This window comes from Allocatenococcus thiocycli, from assembly GCF_921292965.1.
Taxonomy (GTDB): Bacteria; Pseudomonadota; Gammaproteobacteria; order Enterobacterales; family Vibrionaceae; genus Vibrio; species Vibrio natriegens.
On sequence record NZ_CAKLCK010000008.1, the window covers coordinates 20,863 to 43,492 of the forward strand.

At 44.2% G+C, this 22,630-nt stretch carries 22 protein-coding genes and 1 pseudogene; 13 read left to right on the forward strand and 10 right to left on the reverse strand.

The annotated features are described in order from the left end of the window. Window positions 1–4: 4 nt before the first annotated feature. On the reverse strand, window positions 5–931 hold the full coding sequence (locus tag L9Q40_RS04045; RefSeq protein ID WP_065301608.1) for a DMT family transporter: 927 nt from the start codon (window positions 929–931) through the stop codon (window positions 5–7). A gap of 149 nt (window positions 932–1,080) precedes the next feature. Here L9Q40_RS04045 and L9Q40_RS04050 point away from each other — a divergent pair, with 149 nt between their 5' ends. Beyond that, window positions 1,081–1,536 (forward strand): Lrp/AsnC family transcriptional regulator, encoded by a 456-nt coding sequence (locus L9Q40_RS04050; protein WP_020334155.1) that lies wholly within the window; start codon window positions 1,081–1,083, stop codon window positions 1,534–1,536. A gap of 438 nt (window positions 1,537–1,974) precedes the next feature. On the opposite strand, the pseudogene L9Q40_RS04055 reads toward L9Q40_RS04050, so the two are convergent. After that, window positions 1,975–2,540: pseudogene (locus L9Q40_RS04055) on the reverse strand (ATPase). 104 nt (window positions 2,541–2,644) lie between these two features. On the opposite strand from L9Q40_RS04055, the gene L9Q40_RS04060 reads away from it, so the two are divergent. From L9Q40_RS04060 to secF, 4 genes are all read left to right on the forward strand, one after another. Beyond that, window positions 2,645–3,313 (forward strand): SH3 domain-containing protein, encoded by a 669-nt coding sequence (locus tag L9Q40_RS04060; protein WP_498792172.1) that lies wholly within the window; start codon window positions 2,645–2,647, stop codon window positions 3,311–3,313. Window positions 3,314–3,447: 134 nt separating this feature from the next. Continuing rightward, window positions 3,448–3,927: a hypothetical protein gene (locus L9Q40_RS04065; protein ID WP_020334158.1), complete on the forward strand. Its 480-nt coding sequence runs from the start codon at window positions 3,448–3,450 to the stop codon at window positions 3,925–3,927. Between the two features lie 169 nt (window positions 3,928–4,096). Further along, complete coding sequence (gene secD / locus L9Q40_RS04070; protein WP_498792176.1) at window positions 4,097–5,935, forward strand: protein translocase subunit SecD; 1,839 nt, start codon at window positions 4,097–4,099, stop codon at window positions 5,933–5,935. A gap of 2 nt (window positions 5,936–5,937) precedes the next feature. Continuing rightward, window positions 5,938–6,840: a protein translocase subunit SecF gene (gene secF, locus L9Q40_RS04075; RefSeq protein ID WP_498792178.1), complete on the forward strand. Its 903-nt coding sequence runs from the start codon at window positions 5,938–5,940 to the stop codon at window positions 6,838–6,840. A gap of 148 nt (window positions 6,841–6,988) precedes the next feature. Here secF and L9Q40_RS04080 read toward each other — a convergent pair whose 3' ends face one another. Next, window positions 6,989–7,609 carry a LysE family translocator gene (locus L9Q40_RS04080; RefSeq protein ID WP_024372999.1) on the reverse strand — a complete coding sequence of 207 codons (621 nt, stop codon included), beginning with the start codon at window positions 7,607–7,609 and terminating at the stop codon, window positions 6,989–6,991. A 724-nt stretch (window positions 7,610–8,333) separates the two neighbouring features. Here L9Q40_RS04080 and L9Q40_RS04085 point away from each other — a divergent pair. From L9Q40_RS04085 to phaC, 4 genes are all read left to right on the forward strand, one after another. Beyond that, window positions 8,334–9,074: an SDR family oxidoreductase gene (locus L9Q40_RS04085; RefSeq protein WP_014233785.1), complete on the forward strand. Its 741-nt coding sequence runs from the start codon at window positions 8,334–8,336 to the stop codon at window positions 9,072–9,074. Window positions 9,075–9,091: 17 nt separating this feature from the next. Next, a complete protein-coding gene (locus tag L9Q40_RS04090) occupies window positions 9,092–10,300 on the forward strand; it encodes an acetyl-CoA C-acetyltransferase (RefSeq protein WP_031779209.1) in 1,209 nt (402 codons plus the stop codon). Window positions 10,301–10,345: 45 nt separating this feature from the next. Then, window positions 10,346–10,693 (forward strand): phasin family protein, encoded by a 348-nt coding sequence (locus L9Q40_RS04095; protein ID WP_014233787.1) that lies wholly within the window; start codon window positions 10,346–10,348, stop codon window positions 10,691–10,693. A gap of 66 nt (window positions 10,694–10,759) precedes the next feature. Continuing rightward, window positions 10,760–12,529 (forward strand): class I poly(R)-hydroxyalkanoic acid synthase, encoded by a 1,770-nt coding sequence (gene phaC, locus L9Q40_RS04100; protein ID WP_014233788.1) that lies wholly within the window; start codon window positions 10,760–10,762, stop codon window positions 12,527–12,529. Between the two features lie 194 nt (window positions 12,530–12,723). Here the strand turns inward: phaC and L9Q40_RS04105 are convergent, their stop codons facing one another. The 6 genes from L9Q40_RS04105 to napF form a co-directional block, all read right to left on the reverse strand. Then, entirely contained in the window at window positions 12,724–12,858 is a 135-nt protein-coding gene (locus tag L9Q40_RS04105; RefSeq protein ID WP_014233789.1) for a TIGR02808 family protein, read from the reverse strand. 12 nt (window positions 12,859–12,870) lie between these two features. Next, window positions 12,871–13,449 (reverse strand): NapC/NirT family cytochrome c, encoded by a 579-nt coding sequence (locus L9Q40_RS04110; protein ID WP_014233790.1) that lies wholly within the window; start codon window positions 13,447–13,449, stop codon window positions 12,871–12,873. Window positions 13,450–13,477: 28 nt separating this feature from the next. Then, window positions 13,478–13,933, reverse strand: a complete 456-nt coding sequence (locus tag L9Q40_RS04115; RefSeq protein WP_014233791.1) for a nitrate reductase cytochrome c-type subunit — start codon at window positions 13,931–13,933, stop codon at window positions 13,478–13,480. 79 nt (window positions 13,934–14,012) lie between these two features. After that, complete coding sequence (gene napA / locus L9Q40_RS04120; RefSeq protein ID WP_020334163.1) at window positions 14,013–16,502, reverse strand: periplasmic nitrate reductase subunit alpha; 2,490 nt, start codon at window positions 16,500–16,502, stop codon at window positions 14,013–14,015. Then, the gene (locus tag L9Q40_RS04125) at window positions 16,499–16,807 is read right to left on the reverse strand and encodes a chaperone NapD (protein ID WP_014233793.1); all 309 of its coding nucleotides are present in this window, start codon (window positions 16,805–16,807) and stop codon (window positions 16,499–16,501) included. Before L9Q40_RS04125 ends, napA begins: the two co-directional genes overlap by 4 nt. Window positions 16,808–16,844: 37 nt before the next feature. Beyond that, the gene (gene napF, locus L9Q40_RS04130) at window positions 16,845–17,330 is read right to left on the reverse strand and encodes a ferredoxin-type protein NapF (RefSeq protein WP_498792182.1); all 486 of its coding nucleotides are present in this window, start codon (window positions 17,328–17,330) and stop codon (window positions 16,845–16,847) included. A gap of 261 nt (window positions 17,331–17,591) precedes the next feature. Between napF and narQ the strand changes: the two genes are divergently transcribed. Both narQ and L9Q40_RS04140 read left to right on the forward strand, forming a co-directional pair. Next, complete coding sequence (narQ, locus tag L9Q40_RS04135; protein ID WP_498792184.1) at window positions 17,592–19,328, forward strand: nitrate/nitrite two-component system sensor histidine kinase NarQ; 1,737 nt, start codon at window positions 17,592–17,594, stop codon at window positions 19,326–19,328. 4 nt (window positions 19,329–19,332) lie between these two features. Further along, a complete protein-coding gene (locus L9Q40_RS04140; RefSeq protein WP_020334165.1) occupies window positions 19,333–19,947 on the forward strand; it encodes a response regulator in 615 nt (204 codons plus the stop codon). Window positions 19,948–19,988: 41 nt separating this feature from the next. Here L9Q40_RS04140 and L9Q40_RS04145 read toward each other — a convergent pair whose 3' ends face one another. After that, window positions 19,989–20,162: a hypothetical protein gene (locus L9Q40_RS04145; protein WP_014233797.1), complete on the reverse strand. Its 174-nt coding sequence runs from the start codon at window positions 20,160–20,162 to the stop codon at window positions 19,989–19,991. A gap of 258 nt (window positions 20,163–20,420) precedes the next feature. On the opposite strand from L9Q40_RS04145, the gene L9Q40_RS04150 reads away from it, so the two are divergent. Both L9Q40_RS04150 and pepT read left to right on the forward strand, forming a co-directional pair. Continuing rightward, window positions 20,421–21,284: a DUF6279 family lipoprotein gene (locus tag L9Q40_RS04150; RefSeq protein ID WP_498792186.1), complete on the forward strand. Its 864-nt coding sequence runs from the start codon at window positions 20,421–20,423 to the stop codon at window positions 21,282–21,284. A gap of 103 nt (window positions 21,285–21,387) precedes the next feature. After that, the gene (pepT, locus tag L9Q40_RS04155; protein WP_118120627.1) at window positions 21,388–22,620 is read left to right on the forward strand and encodes a peptidase T; all 1,233 of its coding nucleotides are present in this window, start codon (window positions 21,388–21,390) and stop codon (window positions 22,618–22,620) included. Window positions 22,621–22,630 lie beyond the last annotated feature (10 nt).

The window sequence follows — 22,630 nt, forward strand, 5'->3', positions numbered from 1 at the left end:
CATGCTAACGATGAACAGGCGGGCGATAAGGTTGGCTAAGGTCATTTTTCATAAATATCTGGCTCGCGATAATACTGCCACACGTTACTAGCATTAGGGCAAGCCATGTGAGTGTATCGGGTTGCTCACCAAAGATTGGAACCGCCAGCAACGTAGCAATGACTGGAGTTAAAGAGCCAAACGCTGCACTGGCTTCCGCACCAATGATTCGGATCGCGTATATAAAAGTATAGGAAGCGATTAAGCCAGCGCCTACCCCTTGAAGCATGGTGTGCCCGAACAGTTCTTTCCATGGCCAGTACTTCATTGGTGTGACGGCTAAATAGCTGTCTATCCAGCCGAAACCGACCGCGATGATAAGCAGTGCTAACGAGATTATCGCTACAAAGCCAGCACAGACATGAGCATTCAGGTTGGCGACACGCGCGCTGATGGTAAAGACCGCCCACATCAAACTGCCAGTAAGAAATAGTAGATGTCCTTGTAATTGTGACCAGTTGTAATCAGTGCCCGTGTTGGAAAACAAGAAGACAAAGATACCCAATAATACCGTCGTTAGGCCAAATAAACGGTGTTTGCTCAATGCTTGTTGATAAAAGAGAACAGCGATGGCGGAGACAAATAACGGTAATGTGCCGGGTATCAGAGCACTGGCATGAGACACAGGGGCGAGGTGCATAGCGCTACCAACGAGCAGTAAGTAAGGCAGCCCACTCCCCACTACAACGCCTGCTAAGTATTTATTGGGAATAGCGCTAATGGTTTTTCTGTTCTTTAGGACAAAAGGGAGCAAAACCAAGCTGGGAATCAAGAATCTGACTAATGCGATATCGGCTGGTTGAAGTACTGAGATTGCGCCTGCTTTGAGAGAAATGAAAAAACCGGACCAGAGAAGTAAGGTCACTAATATTGCTGCGTATCCCAGAATCATGCTTAACGTATCCAATTTGTTATCGATTTGTTCATTGTCGAACAAAAAGGGCGCTCAGTGGTGGCAAGTTATGACGTGATTTATTTTAATGTTAGTGAAAAAACGCGTATAACGTATAAATATTGATGATATTTGGCAGACAATGAGAAATGGACAAAATAGACCGGCAGCTACTGAACCTGATTCAAAAAGACGCCACTCTGACGACGGCTGATCTCGCTGATCAAGTGGGGCTTTCACCTTCTCCATGCGCAAGGCGAATAAAGCGTCTTGAGCAAGAAGGGGTTGTGAATGGATACCGGGCGATATTATCCCGCGGTAAGGTTGGCATCGCGATGACGGTATTTGTCGAAGTCAGTTTGAATAACCACCAAGCCTCTTCAATTGATGAATTTGAATATTCGATCGTTGAAATGGACGAGGTCATCTCATGTCATGTGGTGTCGGGCGCGTACGACTACTTGTTGGAAGTGGTCAGTAGGGATCTTGAAGGCTATGAAAACTTCACCAGAAAACTACAGAGGTTGGAGAACGTCAAAGACATTCATACCCATTTAGCAATACGAGAAGTAAAGGGGAATGGGAGCCTTCCGGTTTATGCTTGATCAAAAAAGCGAAGTCCGTTTACTGACTTCGCTTTCGAATTCTTTACGATTTATTGGCTATTTTTGTATTGTGATATTTCACAATTGCCGGTCCGTCTATCTACTTTAAATGAGAAAGCAGCTGAATGGTATTCCCTCCCATCGCTCCAAATTGTTTCTCCGAAGATTTTACATAGGTCCAGATCACTGATTGAACCGAATTGTTTTACGTGCCTAACTACTGACAAAAACTTGGCTTTAGTAGTATTAGGGTCTTGCCTGTTACTTAGTCGATTGATAACCATTTTTGTAGCATCATCCCAGCCAGTTGTGACTATTTGTTAAACTTTATTAACGGCTAAAGTAACCAATTATTAGCCACAAGTAAAGCATTATTGTGACCTATGTCTCTTAAAATTATCCAGATTGAATGCAAATGATTCAAATTGGTGCGGCAGATTATGGTGTGGCCGAATTTATGTTTCTTTGATGTTTCGCAGATGTTAAAGCGCTTGCTTCTCTCTCGTAGACTGAGGCTAAACCAAGATAAAGTGAGGATAATTTAGTATAGTCTTCAGCAAGTTGATTCGCATTCGTCTGATACCACTCCGCGGTAATCTGGTTTGACATCTTTTCTGATAACTTACAACTTTGAGCTAATTTCTCCCAACCGTTGGCGGACCACTGAGATTGTGTACTGAGTTTGGTTATTTCACTGGCTTTTTGAGTTAATTCTTTACGGTATTGTATAGATGCGTCCAGCTGAGTTTGGAGCATATCTCGACGAGACTTTACGCGCCAAAGCATCACTAGCTCGTTGGGAGAAACTCCTTGGATAAGAGTGGTCGTTGTTTATGTTCAATCAGAAGTGCGTTGAAGACTTTGACATGCTGATTGTACTTAGACTCTAGCCTGTTGAATTCATTCAGATTATCATTCCATGAAGACGGGGTGCATGGCACATTTGAATAGCATACCGATGGGAAGACGAAAAGCAAAAGTATCCATTTAAGCTTGTTTATCATTATTATTCACGTTAGTTAAGCGACTCTTTTAACTATAGTTTATTGCTGGCGAAGTATAATCAAGTATCTTTTGGGATATTTGCCCAAAATAGAAGGGAAAAGATATGAAGAAAGCGCTTATCGCGATGATGGCTGTATTACTGCTTGGAGGCGCTGGTTTTGGTTACTATTTCTTCTTTATGCAAAAGGATCAGCCAGAACCGACAACAGAAGCCTCTTCTCCTGAAGCTCAAGTAAAAGATGAAGCGTCAAAACCTGTCATGGATTTGGAATCTGTACCGCCTGAAACGACTGAGTATTACGTGATTGAACGTCAGGTTAGCGCGTACAACAAACCAGACCATAACGCGTTAGTTGTTGATACGATCTACAAAGGGGAAAAGGTCGTCGTTTTGGAAAAGTCTAACGGTTGGTATCGCATCTCCGATTATCTCGTTTATGAGGACGGCGGTGAAGAAACGGCGGAATGGTTAGATGCAAAAGGGCTGTCGGATGCTGAACCAGTGATTAAAGAGCAAGAGCGCTTAGAGATACTCGATGGGTATTTACAGAAGTCAGACGATTTAAAAGACTATCTAGAAATATTTCGCAACAAGACACAACTGCTGTTGGACGACAATACGTGTGAGCCAGAAGATTTCACAGAACTTGGCGGGTGGGTTCGTTCTGTGACTTACAAGCAGCGAAATGTGTACTTCATATACTGTGGTGGTTTAGAGCAGGAAAACAAAATCTATCTGGACGTCAATAGTGGCGAAATATTCTATCGTTAGATGCAAGGCGTTTACGTAATGGCAAAGATGGAATCAGAGATTTAGATCTTTTTAGTTGTTCAGCTTGATCAATAGGCATACTATCATCGGGCCGGGTGAGTAAACTCGGCCGTGTTTTGTTTTAGTGAGATTTCATGCCTCTGATTTATCTTAGAAAGCTATTTTTTCTACTGCTTGCAATGGTATTACTGCCAGTGCATGTTTCGGCTGCCCAAGCAGATCAGAAAGCTCACTTACCGCATTTCAGTAAACTGCAGCCTTTTGTAGCAGCAAGCACATCCCCAATTTCAGACGATGATTTTTCTGAGGCGTCAGAAGAGTCCACGCGCGCGCCGGTATCTGAAGGTCATGCAAATTCAGATTCGTCGGCGATATTTAATTCGCAACGTTGGCTCTCTCATGTCCGAGAAGGGCTTGATGAAGAAGATGTCGATTTTGTCGGCGACCTCAATGCGCCTTTCTATGCGGATGTTGGCTATAGTTACAGCCTGATCAATATTAACTGGCGTCAAAACCAGTCCATTTTTCATCATTTCACAAGCGACTATCGCCTTTCTGGTTGGAAAGAAACCAACGCGATGTATGTTGCTCTCAATAGTCAGTTTTCTGCCTAAACACCATCACTTTGCACATTCTGTGCAATCTCAACACGACGACGGTATTCATCAGAACAGATCTGTGTTCTGAGCATTCTTTATCCTGGATTATTTTCTGGGCGTAGGTTGTCGTGTCTTGACTCTATCAAAGTAAATCTTCACCTAAGGGTGAGGGGATGATGTTTATATGAAGAAAACACCAAAACCAGCCAAAAGTAGAAAATTACTAAACCACTATTCTGCTTGGAAATATGTCGTGCTTATTGCGACAATCATTATTCTAACGCTGAGTGCCATTCCGACCTGGTTTGGCGAGCAGCCATCGATCCAAGTGACCTTCGCTGACCCAAACCAGAGTGAAATGTCACTGGTACAACTCAATCAATTGTTCAAAACGAACCATATTTCTACCGACAGAATCATCGAAAAGGATGGCAAAACAACCATCGTTTTTGGCAGTGAAGACGCACAAAGTAAAGCTCGTGCTCTACTCAATAAACAGTTGGATAAAGAGGACAGTATCACCTTCTCGTATGTCTCTGTTGCGCCAGAATGGTTGAGCGAGATGGGCTTTAACCCGATTAAGCTGGGCCTTGATCTTCGTGGTGGTGTGCAGTTCCTGTTGAATGTTGATGTAAATAAAGCGTTCGAAGAGCAAAGAGACGCACTGCTCGATGAGATCAAAGCTGACCTGCGTGACAATCGAACACGTGGCGTTCAGGTTCGCGCTGAAAGTGGTAATCGTATTGCCGTCAACAGTGAGAGTGAAAAGGCACTCGCTGAGGTAAACCAGTTCTTGCAGCAAAATTACCCAGGCTGGGTAGCAAAAAGCTCAGTAAGAGGATTCGTGCTGGAGCCTAGTGAGCAAAATATCCAGGAATTCCAGTCCACGACGTTACAGCAGAACCTGAAGATCATGCGTGGTCGAATTGAAGAGTTGGGTATTACGGAAGCACTTGTTCAGCGTCAGGGTAAAGAGAGCATTCGTATTGAGCTACCTGGAGTTCAAGACCCAGCACAAGCGAAAAATGTGATTGGTGCAACGGCAAGTCTGGCTTTCTATGAAGTGAAAGACGCAAGCAAAGCGCAAAGCAGTCAAGATTTGGTATTGAAAGACAATGATGGTCGCACCGTGACACTGAGTAAGCGTCCGGTCCTGACTGGTGAGCACATTGTGAACGCTCGTGCTGGTGTGGACAAAATGGGCATGTCAGAGGTAAACATCTCGCTTGACCATGCTGGTGGTAAGAAAATGAGTGACTTTTCTGCTACCCATATTGGTAAGCCAATGGCGACGGTTTACCGTGAATACAAGACGAATGAACGCGGTGTAACCGAGCGTAACGAACGTGTCATCAGTGTTGCGACGATTCAATCTCAGCTGGGCAGCCAGTTCCGTATTACTGGTGCAGGAAGCATGGATGAAGCACAGCAACTGGCACTTTTACTGCGAGCTGGCTCTCTGACCGCACCGGTCACCATTGTTGAAGAGCGCACCATTGGTGCTTCTCTTGGTGCCGAAAATATCCAAAATGGTTTTGCGGCACTGGCTTTAGGTCTAGGACTAACGCTGACGTTTATGGCGCTTTGGTACCGCCGTTTAGGTTGGGTCGCGAATGTGGCTTTGTGTGCCAATATGGTTTGTTTGTTGGGGCTGATCGCTCTGTTACCGGGCGCAGTTCTTACTCTGCCGGGCATCGCAGGTTTAGTGCTTACGGTCGGCATGGCTGTCGATACTAACGTGATTATCTTTGAACGAATTAAGGACAAAATGCGCGAAGGCCGAAGTTTTGCACAGGCTATCGATCTTGGTTTTGACAGCGCATTTGCCACCATCCTTGATGCCAATATTACTACCATGATTACCGCTGTGATTTTGTACGCGATTGGTAACGGTCCGATCCAAGGCTTTGCTTTAACGCTAGGTTTGGGTCTGTTAACCAGTATGTTTACCGGCGTATTTGCTTCTCGAGCAATGATCAACTTAATTTGGGGGCGCGATGCCCGTCGTGATGTGAGGGTTTAATCATGGTCAAAATATTACAGCAGCATATTCGTAAAATTCGCTACTTTACTACCTTAGTTTCACTAATTTTAACTGTGATTGCGCTAGCCGCATTAGGGATGAGAGGGTTAAACCTGGGCCTCGATTTTACTGGCGGGATGGTGACAGAAGTTAAAATAGACAAGCAGTTAACCAATCAAGATTTGCTCAGTGCATTACAGCCTGAATTGGGTGAATCGACATCTGTGACACGTTCTGGAGAAGAAGGTCGATGGGTTATCCGTTATTCAGCGCCAGAACAAGGCCAAGAGCTACCAAGTGTTGCGGATGTATTAAAGCCAATTTCGCATCAGGTCGATGTGGTCAGTAACAGTATCGTTGGGGCGCAAGTTGGTCAGGATCTGTTTGAGCAAGGTGGTCTCGCGCTGCTTGTTTCGGTATTAACCATCCTGGCTTACTTATGTTTTCGCTTTGAATGGCGTTTAGCCAGCGGATCATTATTCGCCCTCGCACACGATGTGGTGCTTGTATTAGGTTTCTTTGCGATTACTCAGATGGAATTTAACCTCACCGTTTTTGCCGCAATTTTGGCGATTCTTGGTTACTCTCTCAATGACTCGATCATCATCGCTGACCGAATTCGAGAGCTGCTCATCGCGAAGCAGAGCTGGAAAACAGAAGAGATCAATGATCAAGCTGTCATTGCGACATTTTCTCGTACCATGGTGACATCCGGAACCACATTAATCACAGTCGGGGCATTGTGGATCATGGGTGGAGCTGCGTTGGCCGGATTTTCTACTGCTATGTTTATTGGTGTTCTATCTGGCACTTGGTCGTCTATTTCAATTGGTACCGTTTTACCAGAGCGATTGAAATTGGAGCCAAAACATTATTTGCCGGTAGAGATTGACACTGCGCCTTAATGCATATTTGTGTTTATAGCTAAGAGAAAAACGCCACTCGTTCTGAAGTGGCGTTTTTTATTTCATGGGAATGGAAATACTATTGTGGGAGACAGAGAAACTATTTGGGAACGCTATTAGAGCGCTATCAGAAGTTAGCGCTATACCATTAACTCATTAATAGCCAAACTCCAACACCCATCATCAAAGTGCCAGCGACGCGATTCATAAGACGTACATTTTTTGAATGACCTAATACACGCTTTAAGCCTTTTCCTCCCGTTGCATAAAGCGACATGCAAATGAATTCAAACATCAGAATAATGGAAATTAAAACGGCCAATTGAGGCGCAAGTGCAGCATTCTGATCAATAAATGGTGGGAGTAGAGAAATCATAAAAGCCCAGCCTTTTGGGTTCGCAATCGCAGTTACGAAACCTTGAATGACTAAATTCCAGTTGCCCTGAGGCAAGGCGGATTCTGTCTCTAGATTGATTGCTAGTTTGCCTCGGGAGCGCCACATTTCAATGCCTAGGTAAAGCAAATAGGCGCCGCCGATAAATTTAAGGACGATAAACAACCACGGATAATTAAGCATAATTGCCGCTATGCCCAGCACTGCTGAGATCGACACAAGGGCAACCCCTGCGAGCTCACCCATCATCATCCACAATGCGCGGCGATACCCGACACTCATTCCTAACGTGAGTGCAAGTGTCATACACATCCCTGGCGTAATAGAGACGAAAAAGAAGGTAGGGATGAACATACTAAGCAATGTCATATTCATAGGTGGTATCGATTAGCTAATAAAAGGACGACTCACAAAGATAGTGCAAAGTCGTTACAGATGCTACTACTAACTTTTAATCACTTTTATATTTATATTATTGAACTCAATTAATTATATTAAAGTAAAATACATCAATGTTTAATCAGCGCGTCATATTAGTGCGCTTGCACCAGCTCGGAGCGAAGGTTTTAATTTGATTGTTATAGTTATAAATTAATTATTAGTAATAGTTCTCTTTTACAGTTCATATTCCAAGTTTAATTACGATACTAAAGAGGCTGTTTTAAACGTGTTAAACGTTTACATTAATATAATCAATAATTAATTTTGAACTAATACTCTATTTTTTGTTTATAAAACTCTTGGTAAATATTAAATATGATCTTATTTCACTAAATGGTGTAATTTGTTCTTGTTTTTATAAATTATTGATTTTTATGGTTTTTTGTGGTTTTCGTTTGAGTTTGTCTACGATTTAATTTCATTTTAAAACAATGACTTATATTTAATTGCTAATTATTTAACAATTATTTAACCTTTCATTGTTTGTGAGATCTAAATCAATAATACGAAAATAGACTATAGTATTATTTGAAATGTAATACTTATGGATTAAATTAAAATAAAAGGCGTTAAAGGATTTCTGCCGAATAAATTATTAAACAATTAGATTTTGTAATTAGTAGTTTGATTTATTTTCCGATAAAGAATGGAGTCGTCAATGAATAAAGTCGCTTTGATCACCGGGTCAAAAGGCGGAATTGGTTCCGCAATTTCCTCTCAACTCGTCAACGATGGCTATCGTGTCATCGCTACTTACAACACTGGCAACTATGAGTGTGCGTTGGAGTGGTTTAACAGCAAAGGGTTTACCAAAGATCAGGTTCGCCTTTTAGAGTTAGATGTTACCGACACTGCTCAGTGTGCAGAAACGCTAGCCCTTTTGCTTCAAGAAGAGGGGACGCTTGATGTTGTTGTCAACAACGCAGGTATCACTCGTGATGGCGTCTTTAAGAAGATGACCGCAGAAGCTTGGAACGATGTAATCAATACCAACCTGAATAGCTTGTTCAACGTTACTCAACCAATTTTTGCAGCAATGTGTGAAAAAGGTAGCGGGCGCATCATCAATATCTCGTCGGTTAACGGTCTGAAAGGGCAGTTTGGTCAAGCAAATTACTCGGCTGCGAAAGCAGGCATGATCGGCTTCTCTAAGGCATTGGCTTTTGAAGGCGCACGTTCAGGCGTTACCGTTAATGTGATTGCTCCAGGATACACAGGGACACCAATGGTAGAGCAAATGAAGCCAGAAGTGTTGGAATCGATTACTAATCAGATTCCAATGAAGCGTTTAGCGACACCAGAAGAAATTGCAGCATCTGTTAGCTTCTTAGTGAGTGATGCAGGCGCATACATCACCGGCGAAACACTGTCGGTGAACGGCGGCCTTTACATGCACTAAGGATAGAGATAGAGATGATGGAAAAAGTTTATATCGTAGCAGCAAAGCGTACACCTATTGGCGCATTTGGTGGAAGTTTAAAAAATACTTCAGCAGGCAATCTGGCAGCAGTCGCAATTAAAGGGGCGCTTGAAGCTGCAAATCTCGGAAGCGACAAGATTGATGAAGTGATTGTTGGTAACGTCGTTAGTGCTGGCCAAGGGATGGGCGTAGGTCGTCAGGCAGCAATATTTGCGGGTATTCCGGAGTCTGTACCAGCGTATGGCGTCAACATGGTTTGTGGTAGTGGCATGAAAACCGTGATGGATGCGGTTTCTCACATTCGCAGCGGTGATGCTCAAGTGGTTGTTGCTGCAGGCGTTGAGGTGATGTCTCAAATCCCGTTCATCGTTCCTAGTAGCGTCCGCGATGGGAATAAAATGGGCAATATGGAACTGAAAGATCTGTTGATCACCGATGGCCTAACGGACATTTACAATCAGTACCACATGGGTGTGACTGCGGAAAATGTGGCAAAGGAAGTGGGCATTAGCCGCGAGCAGCAAGACGCGTATGCTTTAGCCAGCCAACAGAAAGCGGTTGCCGCGATTGAAGCAGGCAAATTCAAAGATGAAATCGTACCGGTTGAAGTAACTCAGCGCCGTGAAACGATTATTTTCGATACAGATGAATACCCTAAGGCAAACGCGACACTTGAAGGCCTGAGCAAGCTTCGCCCGGCCTTTGACCGTGAAGGTACAGTCACAGCGGGTAATGCATCAGGAATCAACGATGGTGCGAGTGCGATCATCGTGGCATCAGAAAGCGCGGTTCAAGCTCATGGTTTGACACCTCTGGCTGAGGTTGTCAGTTATGCGCAGTCAGGTATCGATCCAAAGATCATGGGGCTAGGGCCAGTCGAGTCAGTGAATAAAGCGCTCAAGAAAGCAGAGCTTAATATTCAGGATATTGATGTATACGAGCTGAATGAAGCCTTTGCCGCTCAGGCTCTTGGGGTGATTCATCAGTTGGCGGAAACAAACCAAGTTCCAGTCAGTTCGATTCAAGATAAAGCAAACTTTAATGGCGGTGCGATTGCATTAGGTCACCCACTTGGTGCCTCTGGCAACCGAATTCTGGTCACTTTAGTTCACGAACTTCATAAGCAGGACGCCCAATACGGTGTAGCTTCACTGTGTGTGGGTGGCGGTATGGGGACAGCTGTCATTCTAAAAGCAATTAAGTAATTTTTTTAAACGGACATTTATATTCATTTATCTAGGAGATACACCATGTACACTGATTTTTTCAAAACATTCAGCGATCAAACAGAAAAAACGCTAGAACCTTACTTGAAGTTTAACAAGCTTGTGACTAAAAACGTTGAAGTACTAACTGAGCTTCAACTTAACGCGATGCGTACGTACAGTGAAATGGGTATTACGCAAATGAAAGCAGCGTCAGAAATCAAAGACGTGACTTCTTTGACTGCGTTCAATAGCCAGCAGCTAAGCGTACTGACTAAGCTTTCTCAACAAATGATGGATGACAGCAACAAGCTGCAAGCTATCGCAAAAGAATTCAAAGAAGACGTTGAGAAAATGACTTCGGAAAATCTTAAGACTGTTACTCCAGCGTAATTTGTCCGATTCTCGCCGCCCCTCGATTTGGGCGGCGTTGTTTTTTCCGAATATAGGAGTAAGACTATGTTTCAACACTTCTTTTCGGACTATCTTGTAAAGCTTCAGGAAACCAATCAACAATGGTGGCATGATTTCGAAGTCAACAAGGCAGTCGTGAATTCTCCTTTGAACAAGGCTATGCAAGAAGTGAACTTTGAGGACACTGCCAAACTGTTTGAACAAGCTGCCAATCAACCTGCTGCTATTCTTAAGCTGCAAGCTGAATGGTGGGAGCAACAACTGCAAATCTGGCAGAACGTTGTTCTGGCAGGTAACAAGACGCAAACAATAGAAGCAGAAAGGGGAGATAAGCGTTTCTCTCATGAGGATTGGCAAAATGAGGCGATGTATAGCTTCATCAAGCAATCTTACCTTTTGTTCAGTAAAACGTACTTGGACACCATCGAGTCATTAGAAGGCTTAGATGAGAAGGCAAAAGAGCGAATTATTTTCTTTTCCCGCCAAGCCATCAATGCCCTCTCCCCATCTAACTTCATTGCGACCAATCCAGAGCTTTTAAAACTGACACTTGAACAAAACGGTCAAAACTTATTAGTAGGTTTAGAGCAGTTTAAGGAAGACGTTGAGTCGAGCGCGGATATTTTAAAAATCCGTATGACCAACAACAATGCTTTCCGTGTTGGTGAAGATGTCGCCACCACGGCAGGTGATGTGGTTTTCAAAAATGAACTGTTTGAGCTGATCCAATACCGTCCGGTGACGGAAAAGGTGAATGCAACGCCATTGCTGATCGTACCGCCGTTCATTAACAAGTACTACATTCTTGATCTCACCGAGAAGAACTCGATGGTTCGCTGGTTGCTGGAGCAAGGACACACTGTATTTATGATGTCCTGGCGTAATCCCGGTAAAGAGCAAGCGAACGTTGAGTTTGGCGACTATGTTACTGAAGGTGTGGTAAAAGCTGTCGCAGCGATTGAAGACATTACTGGTCAAGAGCAAGTCAATGCAGTTGGTTACTGTATCGGCGGGACCGTTCTTGCAAGTACTGTTGCCTACTATGCGGCGAAGCGCATGAAGAAACGCATTAAATCCGCGACCTTCTTTACGACGCTTCTGGATTTTTCTCAGCCGGGAGAAGTGGGGGCCTACATTAATGATGTCATCATCAGTGCGATTGAAGCACAGAACAACGCGAAAGGTTACATGGATGGCCGTTCTTTAAGTGTGACATTCAGTTTGTTGCGTGAGAACAGCTTGTACTGGAACTACTATGTGGACAATTACTTGAAAGGCAATAGTCCGGTAGATTTCGACCTGTTGTACTGGAACAGCGATAGTACCAACGTGAGTGCTGCCGCGCATAACTTCCTGCTTCGAGAGCTCTATTTGGAAAACAAACTGATACAAGATAAAGGCGTGAAAATCGGCGGCGTTTGGATGGATCTGAATAAGATTAAAATCCCAAGCTACTTTGTATCAACCAAAGAAGACCATATCGCACTATGGCAAGGCACGTACCGTGGCGCTCTGAACACGGGTGGTAACAAGACGTTTGTACTAGGTGAATCTGGGCACATAGCAGGTATTGTCAATCCACCGTCTAAGGGCAAGTACGGCTATTGGTTGAACGATACGCTAGAAGACTCTGCAGAGGAATGGCTAAGCAGTGCTGAACGTAAAGATGGGTCCTGGTGGACGCATTGGAACGAATGGCTACTTCAGTTCAATCCAGAAGAGCAGGTTGAACCATTCCCTGTTGGCTCTGAAAACAATCCTGTGATTGATGAAGCGCCGGGAACCTACGTTAAACAGGTATTGCCTGTGAAATGACCTTAAATGGTTATGTTTCCTTCCGCATTATTATTTTGGCGATACTCTTGGCGGCCCTCGTGGTCGCTTTTTTTTATCTGGTCCGGCGTAAAACAAAACAGCGCTGAGATTATCCCAGCGCTGTTTAATGGTTGATGCATGAACAAGTTTGGAACATGGTTGCTTTCGGGTATCCATGCATTGCGTTGTTTGGATTACAGGTTCTTGTCTTTACCCAGCGACAACACCCATAGAGAAACGGCAGCGACGCCAACAAAGCCAGACAAGATGATTACTGGCATTGCGCTGTATCCAAGGATGTGCCAAATCACAGATTCGAGTGTACTCATGGTCAGTTCTCCTTATTGCCAGCCTTCTACGCCGTGCATATCAGGTAATTTGTGTGCGATACCTTTATGACAATCTACACAGGTTTTATCGCCTGAAGCCAACGCTGTAGAGTGTTGAGCAGAAGCACGAGAGCCTTGTTGTGAATAGTCCATATAGTCGAACTCGTGGCAGTTACGACATTCTAAAGAGTCGTTTTTCTTCATACGAGCCCATTCACGTTCTGCCAAATGTCCACGACGTTCCTGGAATTTCTCTGGCGTATCGATAGTGCGCAAAACATAGTGAGCAAACAACTCTTTTGAAGCCTGAACTTTACGTACGATCTTATCTGTCCACTCATGCGGAACGTGACAGTCTGAACAAATCGCTCGTACCCCAGAGCGGTTTGAGTAGTGGATAGTCTCTTTGATCTCAGCAACAATTGGCGCGTGGCAACCAGAGCAGAACTCTTCGGTGTTTGTCGCTTCCATTCCCGTGTTAAATGCGCCCCAAAACAGCAGACCGCCAGCAAAACCGAGGAATAAAACCACACCAGCGGCAGCTTTGCTTGGGCTCTTCAGTCTATTCCAAAACGCTTTAAGTATTTTCATAAGTAACCTCTTAGCACTCGCGTTTCATTTACTGAAGCGAATCTACAGCTTGGAATTCGTTTTCCACTAATGGCTTCGCATCCGTTTGCGGAACGTGACACTGCAAACAGAAAAAGCGACGAGGAGAGACATCGGCAAGCACAGCGTCTTGACGGTTAACATAATGGGTTACGCTGATTTTTGTCGCGCCTGAGTCTTTCGCATTTTTCCAGCTATGGCAGGCAAGACATTTATTCGCGTTTAAAGACACCTCATAGTTACGAATACTATGTGGAATCAGCGGTGGCTGATAAACAAAGCTATCCTCAACGATTTGATCTTTTGGGAAGTCTTTAAACTCGTCAGCAGGGCGAGTATCTTCAAGTTGAGACATGCCACGCAAAGATTCTAGTCCACCAGTACCACCTGGGTTGTTTAACTCAGCTTGTGCAATGCCTGTCACCAAAGCACCTACAGATAAAAGTGCGACAAGTAATTTTTTCATCGTTTCTTCTCCGCCTTTAAGGCTTAAGTTCTTTTTCAGGCCGCCGCGTGGGCGGCCGTTTTATTCGATATCTGAAGGGTTAAGCAATCTTAGTGATTTTGACCGGGCACTTTTTGAAGTCTGTCTGTTTTGACAGTGGGTCAGTTGCATCAAGGATTAACTTGTTAATCAAAATACGAGCATCAAAGAACGGTACGAATACCAAACCTTGTGGAGGGCGGTTACGACCACGCGTTTCTACACGTGCACGTACTTCACCACGTTTATTGGCGATCAGTATTTCTTCGCCGCGACGAACATTACGTGCTTTCGCATCTTCAGGATGCATGTAGCACACCGCATCTGGAACCGCTTTGTAAAGCTCAGGAACACGGCGAGTCATGGTACCAGTGTGCCAGTGTTCAAGAACACGGCCTGTACATAGCCATAAATCGTATTCGGAATCTGGCATTTCTGGTGGCGCTTCGTATGGCGCGGAGATGATCTTCGCTTTACCATCTGCGTTGCCATAAAAGTCCCAACCAGAGCCTGCTTTCGCGTATGGATCAGAGCCTTCTTTAAAGCGCCATTGCGTTTCTTTACCATCAACCACAGGCCAGCGTAGGCCGCGTACAGTGTGGTAAACATCGTAAGGTGCTAAGTCATGGCCATGACCGCGACCAAAGGTAGCATATTCTTCGAACAGGCCTTTCTGAACGTAGTAGCCGAAGTGATGAGAATCGTCGTTTAGTTCACGTGCTTCTTCGACAGGGAACTTGTCGACCTGACCGTTTTTAAACAGCATGTCATACATGGTTTTACCACGGTATTCAGGTGCTTTTGCGAGTAACTCTTCTGGCCATACTTCTTCCATTTTGAAGCGTTTCGCGAACTCCATGACTTGCCATAGATCCGATTTCGCTTCGCCTACCGTACCAACTTGTTGATACCAGGCTTGAGTACGGCGTTCTGCGTTACCGTAAGCGCCTTCTTTCTCAATCCACATTGCGGTAGGAAGTACTAAGTCGGCCGCTTGCGCAGTCGCTGTTGGGTATGGGTCAGACACTACAATGAAGTTTTCTGGGTTACGGTAACCAGGAAGACGCTCAGTGTTAATGTTCGGACCTGCCTGCATGTTGTTGTTACATTGAACCCAGTAACAGTTCAATACACCGTCATTTAGCATTCGGTCTTGAAGAACCGCGTGGAAGCCTGGTTTTGGTGGAATCGTACCTTCAGGCAGTTTCCAGATCTTCTCTGCGATTTCACGGTGTTTAGGGTTTGCTACTACCATGTCTGCTGGCAGACGGTGAGCAAAGGTACCCACTTCACGCGCAGTACCACAAGCTGATGGTTGACCAGTCAATGAGAATGGGCTGTTACCCGGAGTCGCGATTTTACCGGTTAGCAAGTGGATGTTGTAAACCAGGTTATTCATCCATACGCCGCGAGTATGCTGGTTCATACCCATAGTCCAAAGTGACATCACTTTTGTGTTTGGATCCGCGTATTGCTTCGCAAGTTCGATCAGTTTCTCTTTTTCTACACCAGAGATTTCCGATGCTTTCTCAACGGTGTACGGAGCAACAGACTTTTTGTACTCTTCAAAAGAGATAGCAGTCAGTTTGCCTGAGTTTGGATTTTTGGCGGCTTTTTGTAACGGATCGTCATCACGTAAGCCGTAACCAATATCGGTGTCTGCTTGAGTGAAGTTGGTGTGCTTGTTAACGAAGTCCCAGTTTACCGCGTCATTTTCGATGATGTAGTTGGCGATGAAGTTAGCGATCGCAAGGTCAGACTGAGGATTGAAAATGTAGCCATGGTCCGCCAGCTCAAATGAACGGTGGTAGTAGGTAGAAAGGACGTTAACTCGAACATGAGGGTGGCTCAGGCGACGGTCAGTAATACGTGTCCACAGTACAGGGTGCATTTCTGCCATGTTAGAACCCCAAAGAACGAATGCATCTGCGTTCTCGAAGTCGTCGTAACATCCCATCGGCTCATCAATACCAAAGGCGCGCATGAAGCCAACTACCGCAGAAGCCATACAGTGACGTGCGTTCGGGTCGATGTTATTTGAACGGAAGCCTGCTTTCATCATTTTTGCTGCAGCGTAGCCTTCCATTACGGTCCATTGACCAGAACCGAACATACCGACACTAGTTGGGCCTTTTTTCTCTAGCGATGCTTTCCACTTCTCAGCCATCGTATCGAAAGCGACATCCCAAGAAACTGGCGTAAACTCGCCATCTTTGTGGTATTTGCCATCTTTCATGCGCAGCAATGGCTGTGTCAGACGGTCTTGACCGTACATGATTTTAGACAGGAAATAGCCTTTGATGCAGTTCAGGCCTTTGTTTACCGGCGCTTCTGGGTCACCTTGTGTAGCGACCACTTTGCCATTTTGCGTACCAACTAGAACAGAACAACCTGTACCACAAAAACGACAAGGCGCTTTGTCCCATGTGATTTTGCTCTGGTCAGAGCTGGCAATCAGGTTTGCGGCAGAGGCTGGTAATGTAATACCTGCTACAGCAGCAGCCGATGCAGCCGCGTTTGCTTTCACAAACGCACGTCTTGTCATTTTCATACTTCACCCTCAATTTGGGAATGTTGTGTTCCAGTGTCTTGGTTATCTGTTTGTTCAAGTTCAGTCTCAATTTGGTGGTAAACCAAGACGGTACTTAAGACATTCGGTAAATTATTAATCGCATCGATAGTATCGGTAATGAATCCCTGGTTTTCGGTCTCCAGCACCACAACGATTTTGCCTTCTGGACTGTCACCGTATATCTCGGCGTTTTCATACGCTTCGATCTGGGCCTTGATCTCATCCAGATGCTCAGGCAGTACGTGTACTACCAAACTTGAAATATGCACTTCATTTAGAGACATATCGTTCTCTCAGTTATTGCCTTTCTATGTGTACGGATCAGGCTGTTATATTGCTCACATTGATGGATGAAGTAGGGCACACAGAGACACATGCGCCACATCCGTTACATTCATCAAGGTTTAAATTTGGTTGCGCTACTTTCCCAAGCTCCAATTTGAACTGAATCGCCATTGGGTCGCACATATCACCGCAGCTGCGGCATTCAACGTTTTGTTTTGCTAAACAGTTGTCATTTATTTGTGCTTTTGCCTGCCAAGGTTGCTCTGTTTCTGCTAAAAATAGTGGTTCGGGACAGGCATCTGCGCATTGATAGCAAAACGTACATTCATCAATGCTAAAGTCGACCGAAGGGAAGCTGCCGTCACTTTTAGTTATAATTTTAGTTTCGCAGACATCGATACACTTACCGCATCGAGTACAACCATCTGTAAACTGCTCAGGTTGTGATAACCAAGGTAAGCGTACTGCATCATTGGTGTGCGTTTTTCTTGCAAAGAGTCTTCTTCTTGAAAGGTTTACCACTTAACCACCTCAATGCGGATGTTCATCTTAAAATTTGGTACTCAAATAAGCTTAGCCCACAATTTTCATTAATAAACTGTCATTAACGCTAACGAAATTGTAGTTTTTGACATATTCGTATAAATACCTCCAAGGGGTTAATTGGGGGGTAATATTGTTTTAGATCAATTAATTCTGTCGCGAGTGATCACATATTGAGGACGCTGAAGCGTCACGGGCTCACTGCATAAGCCAGTCGGACAATAAAGTAAGGAATTCAGATTGTTTAAAAATGTGAAAAAGTCGGTAACTGGGACGATTGCATCTGCAATGCTGATCATTCTGCTGTTATCGATTGCTACCACTGGATTCGCTATTTTCACGCTCGCGTCTAGCCTTAACGATGCTGAAGCGGTGAACGTTGCAGGGTCAATGCGCATGCAGAGTTATCGGTTGGCTAATGATATTCAAATCCAGTCGCTAGATTACTCGGATCATATTGAAACTTTTGAGCGTTCGATTTATTCACCTTCGATGAAAGCGTTGCAAAACTGGTCAGTACCTGAAGACATTACCCAAGACTATTACGGATTAATTGCTCGATGGCATGAACTCAAATTAGTTCTGAAGCGAGAGGATCCGAGCGACTATCAAATGTTGGTTGCGGGGTTCGTTGCGCAGATTGATGCGTTTGTGTTTAAGCTGCAAAGCTTTTCAGAACAAAAGTTGATCAACTTAGCGTGGGTCGGTGGCCTTGGTCTTGGCGGGATTCTGTGCGCAAGTGTCTTTGTGGTTCTCTTTGTCCGCCGCGAAGTGGTTAAACCGTTGCGATCTTTGGTCGTCGCGAGTGAGCGGATTAAAAACCGCACCTTTGATATTTCGCTTGAAGTTCAAAGCAATAATGAAATGGGCATACTAACACGTACTTTTAACCGTATGGCTACCGATCTTGGCAAACTCTACCGAGGGTTAGAAAAAGCGGTTGACGAAAAAACTCGTAAATTGCAGCAGGCGAACCAGTCTCTCGAAGTGCTTTATGATTCATCAAAAGAACTGACGGCTTCACGAATCGGCCAGGATAATTTTCAGGCTATTTTACAGCACCTTGCTAGTCTGGAAGGTATTAAGGCGGTTAAGCTCGAGATCGAGCAGGTGGGGGAGCCAAATTGGATTCTTGCCGAGGGGGAAGAGTGCTGCCATGACTGCGATGAAGCGTGCCACGCAGATCCGCTCGTACTTGATGGAGAGCACTTAGGGTACTTGTATTGGAAGGCAGGGCTGCCTTGCCCAAATGAAACGCTAATTGAAAACTTTGTACAGATTCTTTCCCGAGCAGTTTATTACAATCGAGCTCAGCGACAAGCGGAACAAATATTGTTGATGGAAGAGCGGGCTACCATCGCGCGTGAACTGCATGACTCACTGGCTCAGGCTCTCTCTTACCTGAAAATTCAAGTCGCTTTGCTTAAGAGAAGCGTGAAAAATTTGCCGGATGAAAAGGCAATATCACAAGCGAATCAGGTGATTGCTGAGCTGGATACGGGGTTATCGGCTGCGTATACTCAGTTAAGAGAGCTACTCACAACCTTCCGATTAACAATAAAGGAGGGGAGTTTTGGGCAGGCATTACAAGAAATGGTTGCTACATTAAATGAACAAACGGCGACTAAGATATCCTTAAACAACCGTCTTTCTTCAACAGAATTAGATGCGCATCAACAGGTGCATTTACTGCAATTGATCAGAGAAGCAACCCTGAATGCGATAAAGCATGCACAGGCGGATAATATTGTTATTCAGTGCCTAGATTGTGACGGCAAGATCACCGTAACAATAGAAGATGACGGAGTAGGTTTTGATCATCAAGACCAAAAAATTAATCATTACGGTATGAGTATCATGCAAGAGCGAGCAACAAGACTGCATGCAGATCTTTATGTAGTCGCGTCGAAAAACAATGGTTGTACCGTAACACTAGAATTCCAACATAGTAAGGAAGTAAACATTGACAGCGTGTAAAGTAATGCTGGTGGATGACCATCCACTAATGCGACGTGGTATTCAACAACTTTTAAGTTTCGAGCCAGAGTTTGAAGTTGTTGCAGAAGCGAGTAACGGCGCGGACGCTGTTGCTAAAGCGCATGAATTGGAACTGGATTTAGTGCTTCTTGACCTCAATATGAAGGGAATGTCTGGTTTGGATACGCTGAAAGCCTTGCGAGCTGACGGGTGTGAAGCGCGCATTGTTATTTTAACGGTCTCGGATAGCCCGGCGGATATTGATGCGATTGTTCGCACTGGTGCCGATGGGTACTTGCTTAAAGATACTGAGCCAGATGAGCTAGTAGAGCTTTTGAAGCAGGCTCATAGTGGTGACAAAACATACAGTCAGGAAGTAGCAAAGTATCTTAGTGAGCGCGGCGAGCAAGAAGACGTATTTGATGCGTTAACCGAACGTGAAAGCCAAATACTCAAAGAAGTGGCGAAAGGGTTTCGAAACAAACAAATTGCAGACCGTCTATTCATCTCAGAGTCGACAGTCAAAGTGCATATGAAGAGTTTGCTCAAAAAACTAAAAGTCCCTTCTCGCACAGCGGCTACTGTTCTCTATTTAGAACGTTTTGGCGATAGCAAGTAGCAATGATCAAACCCGCCTCTATTATGCATAGAGGTGGATTTTCAATAATCTGGGCGAATAGAGTACAAGTCGCTAATATGCTTCCCACATCCTAAATAAAATTCATAAGCCGAGTCTTTGTTCTCGGCGTCAACCATCATGCGGAACATTCTTCCCTGTTCAAAATATAGAATTTCATATTCTACACAGTTATCAAGTTGCTCAACGGCAGCCATACTTAGCCTCCATAAACTATCCTAGAATTATTCAAGCAAATTATATGCCGTTTAGGGAGCGCTATTCGATTTGTTTTTTAGCCAACCAATACGCTCTAATTCACTTTTTTGCGGATAGTAGTGATCAAAAAGTTCTTTTCAAACTCTATATTCTATTAGGGTGACAACAAATATTTGTCACATCAAGGTAAGTTTGCCGCAATATTAAGTGATACCACTGATTATAGAGGGTAAACAAAAGAAAAGGGAATTCGGTAAGTGATTAAATTACATGACGTATCTAATAAAGTACTTCGGTACAGCCTTATATTGATTTCCATTTTTGTCCTGGCTGGTTGTACTAAAAAGTTTTTCTATAACAATTTAGATTGGTTTGTCCTCGAATATCTGGACGATTATGTCACACTCAACCAAGAGCAAGAAAGTTTGCTAGAAGAGCGGTTGTTATTCTTAGCAGAGTGGCACAAGCAAGAAGAGCTGCCTCGTTATGTCGACCATTTAAAGGAAATGGAAACCATGACAGAGGAAGATATTACGTTAAATTACTTACAGCAAAGCCGAGAAAGATTCCGAGAGCATTATAACCGCATTATTAGTAAGGTCGCGCCCGAATTGTTCTCATTGAGCTTGTTATTAACGCCGCAGCAGCAAGGTGAGTTTTTACTTAACGTACGAAAGGACTATAAGAAGAGAAACGCTAAATATGCGGATAAGACAGAAAAGGAAGTGAGAAAGATTGTTTTTGAAAATACGGAAGAGTGGGTGACAGAATGGATAGGAGAGCTAAATGATGATCAACAACGCTATGTGACGCAATTTTCTAATCAAGTTATTCTCAATAGCCCTTTATGGCGTAATTATCGAGCATCAATATATCAAGAGCTCCAATATATGTTCGACAATAAATCCAACAGTGTTATTTATCAGAAAGTGTTCATGCAATTAATGTTTGAGCCAGAAAGTTTTTATAGTGACCAACTATCTCAAAATATGGATCACAATCTCGCGCTGGTGGACCAACTCACCCTTTCGCTCTCTAAGTCCATGACGGAAAAGCAGTGGAACCATTTTCGCGGCGAGGTTGCTCAGTGGCGTGAGTTAGCACAGGAGCTTCTCGATTGAACGGTAGGATTAGCTCTGTTTTTAAATAGAAAATGATTCAAAGCAAGTTCTTATTCTACGTTGGGCGTAACATGCTAAGAAGCCTAGAGTAATGAGAATAATTATGAAGCATTTAGTTGAAAGATTTCTTCACTACGTCACGTTCAATACCAAATCAAACCCCAAAGTGACGACCTGTCCAAGTAGTCCGGGGCAGCTCGTTTTTGCACAACATTTAAAACAGGAAATGATTAACCTCGGCTTAAATGATGTTGTTTTAACGGACCATGGTTACCTTATGGCGAGGTTACCTTCTAATGTGAATTACGATGTGCCCGCTATCGGTTTTATCGCGCATATGGATACTGCGCCAGATGCGTCCGGTAAAAATGTTTCGCCTCAGTTTGTGGAAGACTATCAGGGGGGCGATATTGCGCTGGGGCTCGGTGACGAAGTGTTATCACCTGTTCAATACCCTGATTTGCATCAGCTTCATGGTCACAACCTAATCACGACCAATGGCAAGACCCTTTTGGGCGCAGATAATAAAGCAGGCATCGCGGAGATATTATCGGCCATTGCGATGCTGATTGAAAACCCTGATATTCCTCACGGCGATATTTGCATTGGATTCACGCCCGATGAAGAGATCGGTCGGGGTGCTGATAAATTCGATGTTGAAAAGTTTGGTGCACAATGGGCTTACACCGTTGATGGTGGTCCTCAAGGTGAACTTGAATATGAGAATTTCAATGCAGCGACCGCTGACGTTGTTTTTCACGGAGTCAGCGTTCACCCCGGAACCGCAAAAGGAAAGATGGTCAACGCGATGAACCTGGCGGCCAAATTTCAGGTTCAGATGCCGGAAAATCAAACGCCCGAAACCACAGAAGGTTATGAAGGCTTCTACCACCTTAAATCAGGCAGCCTTGGCATTGCTCATAGTGAGCTGAGCTATATTATTCGTGATTTTGAGCGAGAAGGTTTAGAAAGTCGTAAAGCTTTTATGCGTCAGCTCGTCGATGAGATGAACGCCGGTCTGAAACATGGTTGTGTAGAAATCAAAATCACAGACAGTTACTACAACATGCGTGAGATGGTCGAGCCTTATCCGCATATTATCGACCTTGCAAAGCAAGCGATGGAAGCATGTGATGTTGAGCCTCTGATTAAACCAATACGAGGCGGAACCGATGGGGCTCGTTTGTCGTTTATGGGGCTACCCTGCCCAAATATCTTTACTGGCGGATTTAACTTTCATGGTATCCATGAATTCGTGTCAGTAGAAATGATGGAAAAATCGGTATTGGTGATCGCCAAAATTGCAGAGCTGACGGCGAAGAAATACCAAAAGTGATAGTAACTGC

Coding starts and splice junctions, on each gene's coding strand:
- napA (WP_020334163.1), bottom strand. CDS start 16,502: ATGAAAATGACAAGACGTGCGTTTGTGAAAGCAAACGCGGCTGCATCG.
- L9Q40_RS04080 (WP_024372999.1), bottom strand. CDS start 7,609: ATGAATATGACATTGCTTAGTATGTTCATCCCTACCTTCTTTTTCGTC.
- secD (WP_498792176.1), top strand. CDS start 4,097: ATGAAGAAAACACCAAAACCAGCCAAAAGTAGAAAATTACTAAACCAC.
- L9Q40_RS04140 (WP_020334165.1), top strand. CDS start 19,333: ATGCTGGTGGATGACCATCCACTAATGCGACGTGGTATTCAACAACTT.
- L9Q40_RS04085 (WP_014233785.1), top strand. CDS start 8,334: ATGAATAAAGTCGCTTTGATCACCGGGTCAAAAGGCGGAATTGGTTCC.
- L9Q40_RS04050 (WP_020334155.1), top strand. CDS start 1,081: ATGGACAAAATAGACCGGCAGCTACTGAACCTGATTCAAAAAGACGCC.
- L9Q40_RS04065 (WP_020334158.1), top strand. CDS start 3,448: ATGCCTCTGATTTATCTTAGAAAGCTATTTTTTCTACTGCTTGCAATG.
- L9Q40_RS04110 (WP_014233790.1), bottom strand. CDS start 13,449: ATGAAAATACTTAAAGCGTTTTGGAATAGACTGAAGAGCCCAAGCAAA.
- phaC (WP_014233788.1), top strand. CDS start 10,760: ATGTTTCAACACTTCTTTTCGGACTATCTTGTAAAGCTTCAGGAAACC.
- L9Q40_RS04060 (WP_498792172.1), top strand. CDS start 2,645: ATGAAGAAAGCGCTTATCGCGATGATGGCTGTATTACTGCTTGGAGGC.
- L9Q40_RS04145 (WP_014233797.1), bottom strand. CDS start 20,162: ATGGCTGCCGTTGAGCAACTTGATAACTGTGTAGAATATGAAATTCTA.
- L9Q40_RS04115 (WP_014233791.1), bottom strand. CDS start 13,933: ATGAAAAAATTACTTGTCGCACTTTTATCTGTAGGTGCTTTGGTGACA.
- L9Q40_RS04125 (WP_014233793.1), bottom strand. CDS start 16,807: ATGTCTCTAAATGAAGTGCATATTTCAAGTTTGGTAGTACACGTACTG.
- L9Q40_RS04045 (WP_065301608.1), bottom strand. CDS start 931: ATGATTCTGGGATACGCAGCAATATTAGTGACCTTACTTCTCTGGTCC.
- pepT (WP_118120627.1), top strand. CDS start 21,388: ATGAAGCATTTAGTTGAAAGATTTCTTCACTACGTCACGTTCAATACC.
- L9Q40_RS04105 (WP_014233789.1), bottom strand. CDS start 12,858: ATGAGTACACTCGAATCTGTGATTTGGCACATCCTTGGATACAGCGCA.
- L9Q40_RS04095 (WP_014233787.1), top strand. CDS start 10,346: ATGTACACTGATTTTTTCAAAACATTCAGCGATCAAACAGAAAAAACG.
- L9Q40_RS04090 (WP_031779209.1), top strand. CDS start 9,092: ATGGAAAAAGTTTATATCGTAGCAGCAAAGCGTACACCTATTGGCGCA.
- secF (WP_498792178.1), top strand. CDS start 5,938: ATGGTCAAAATATTACAGCAGCATATTCGTAAAATTCGCTACTTTACT.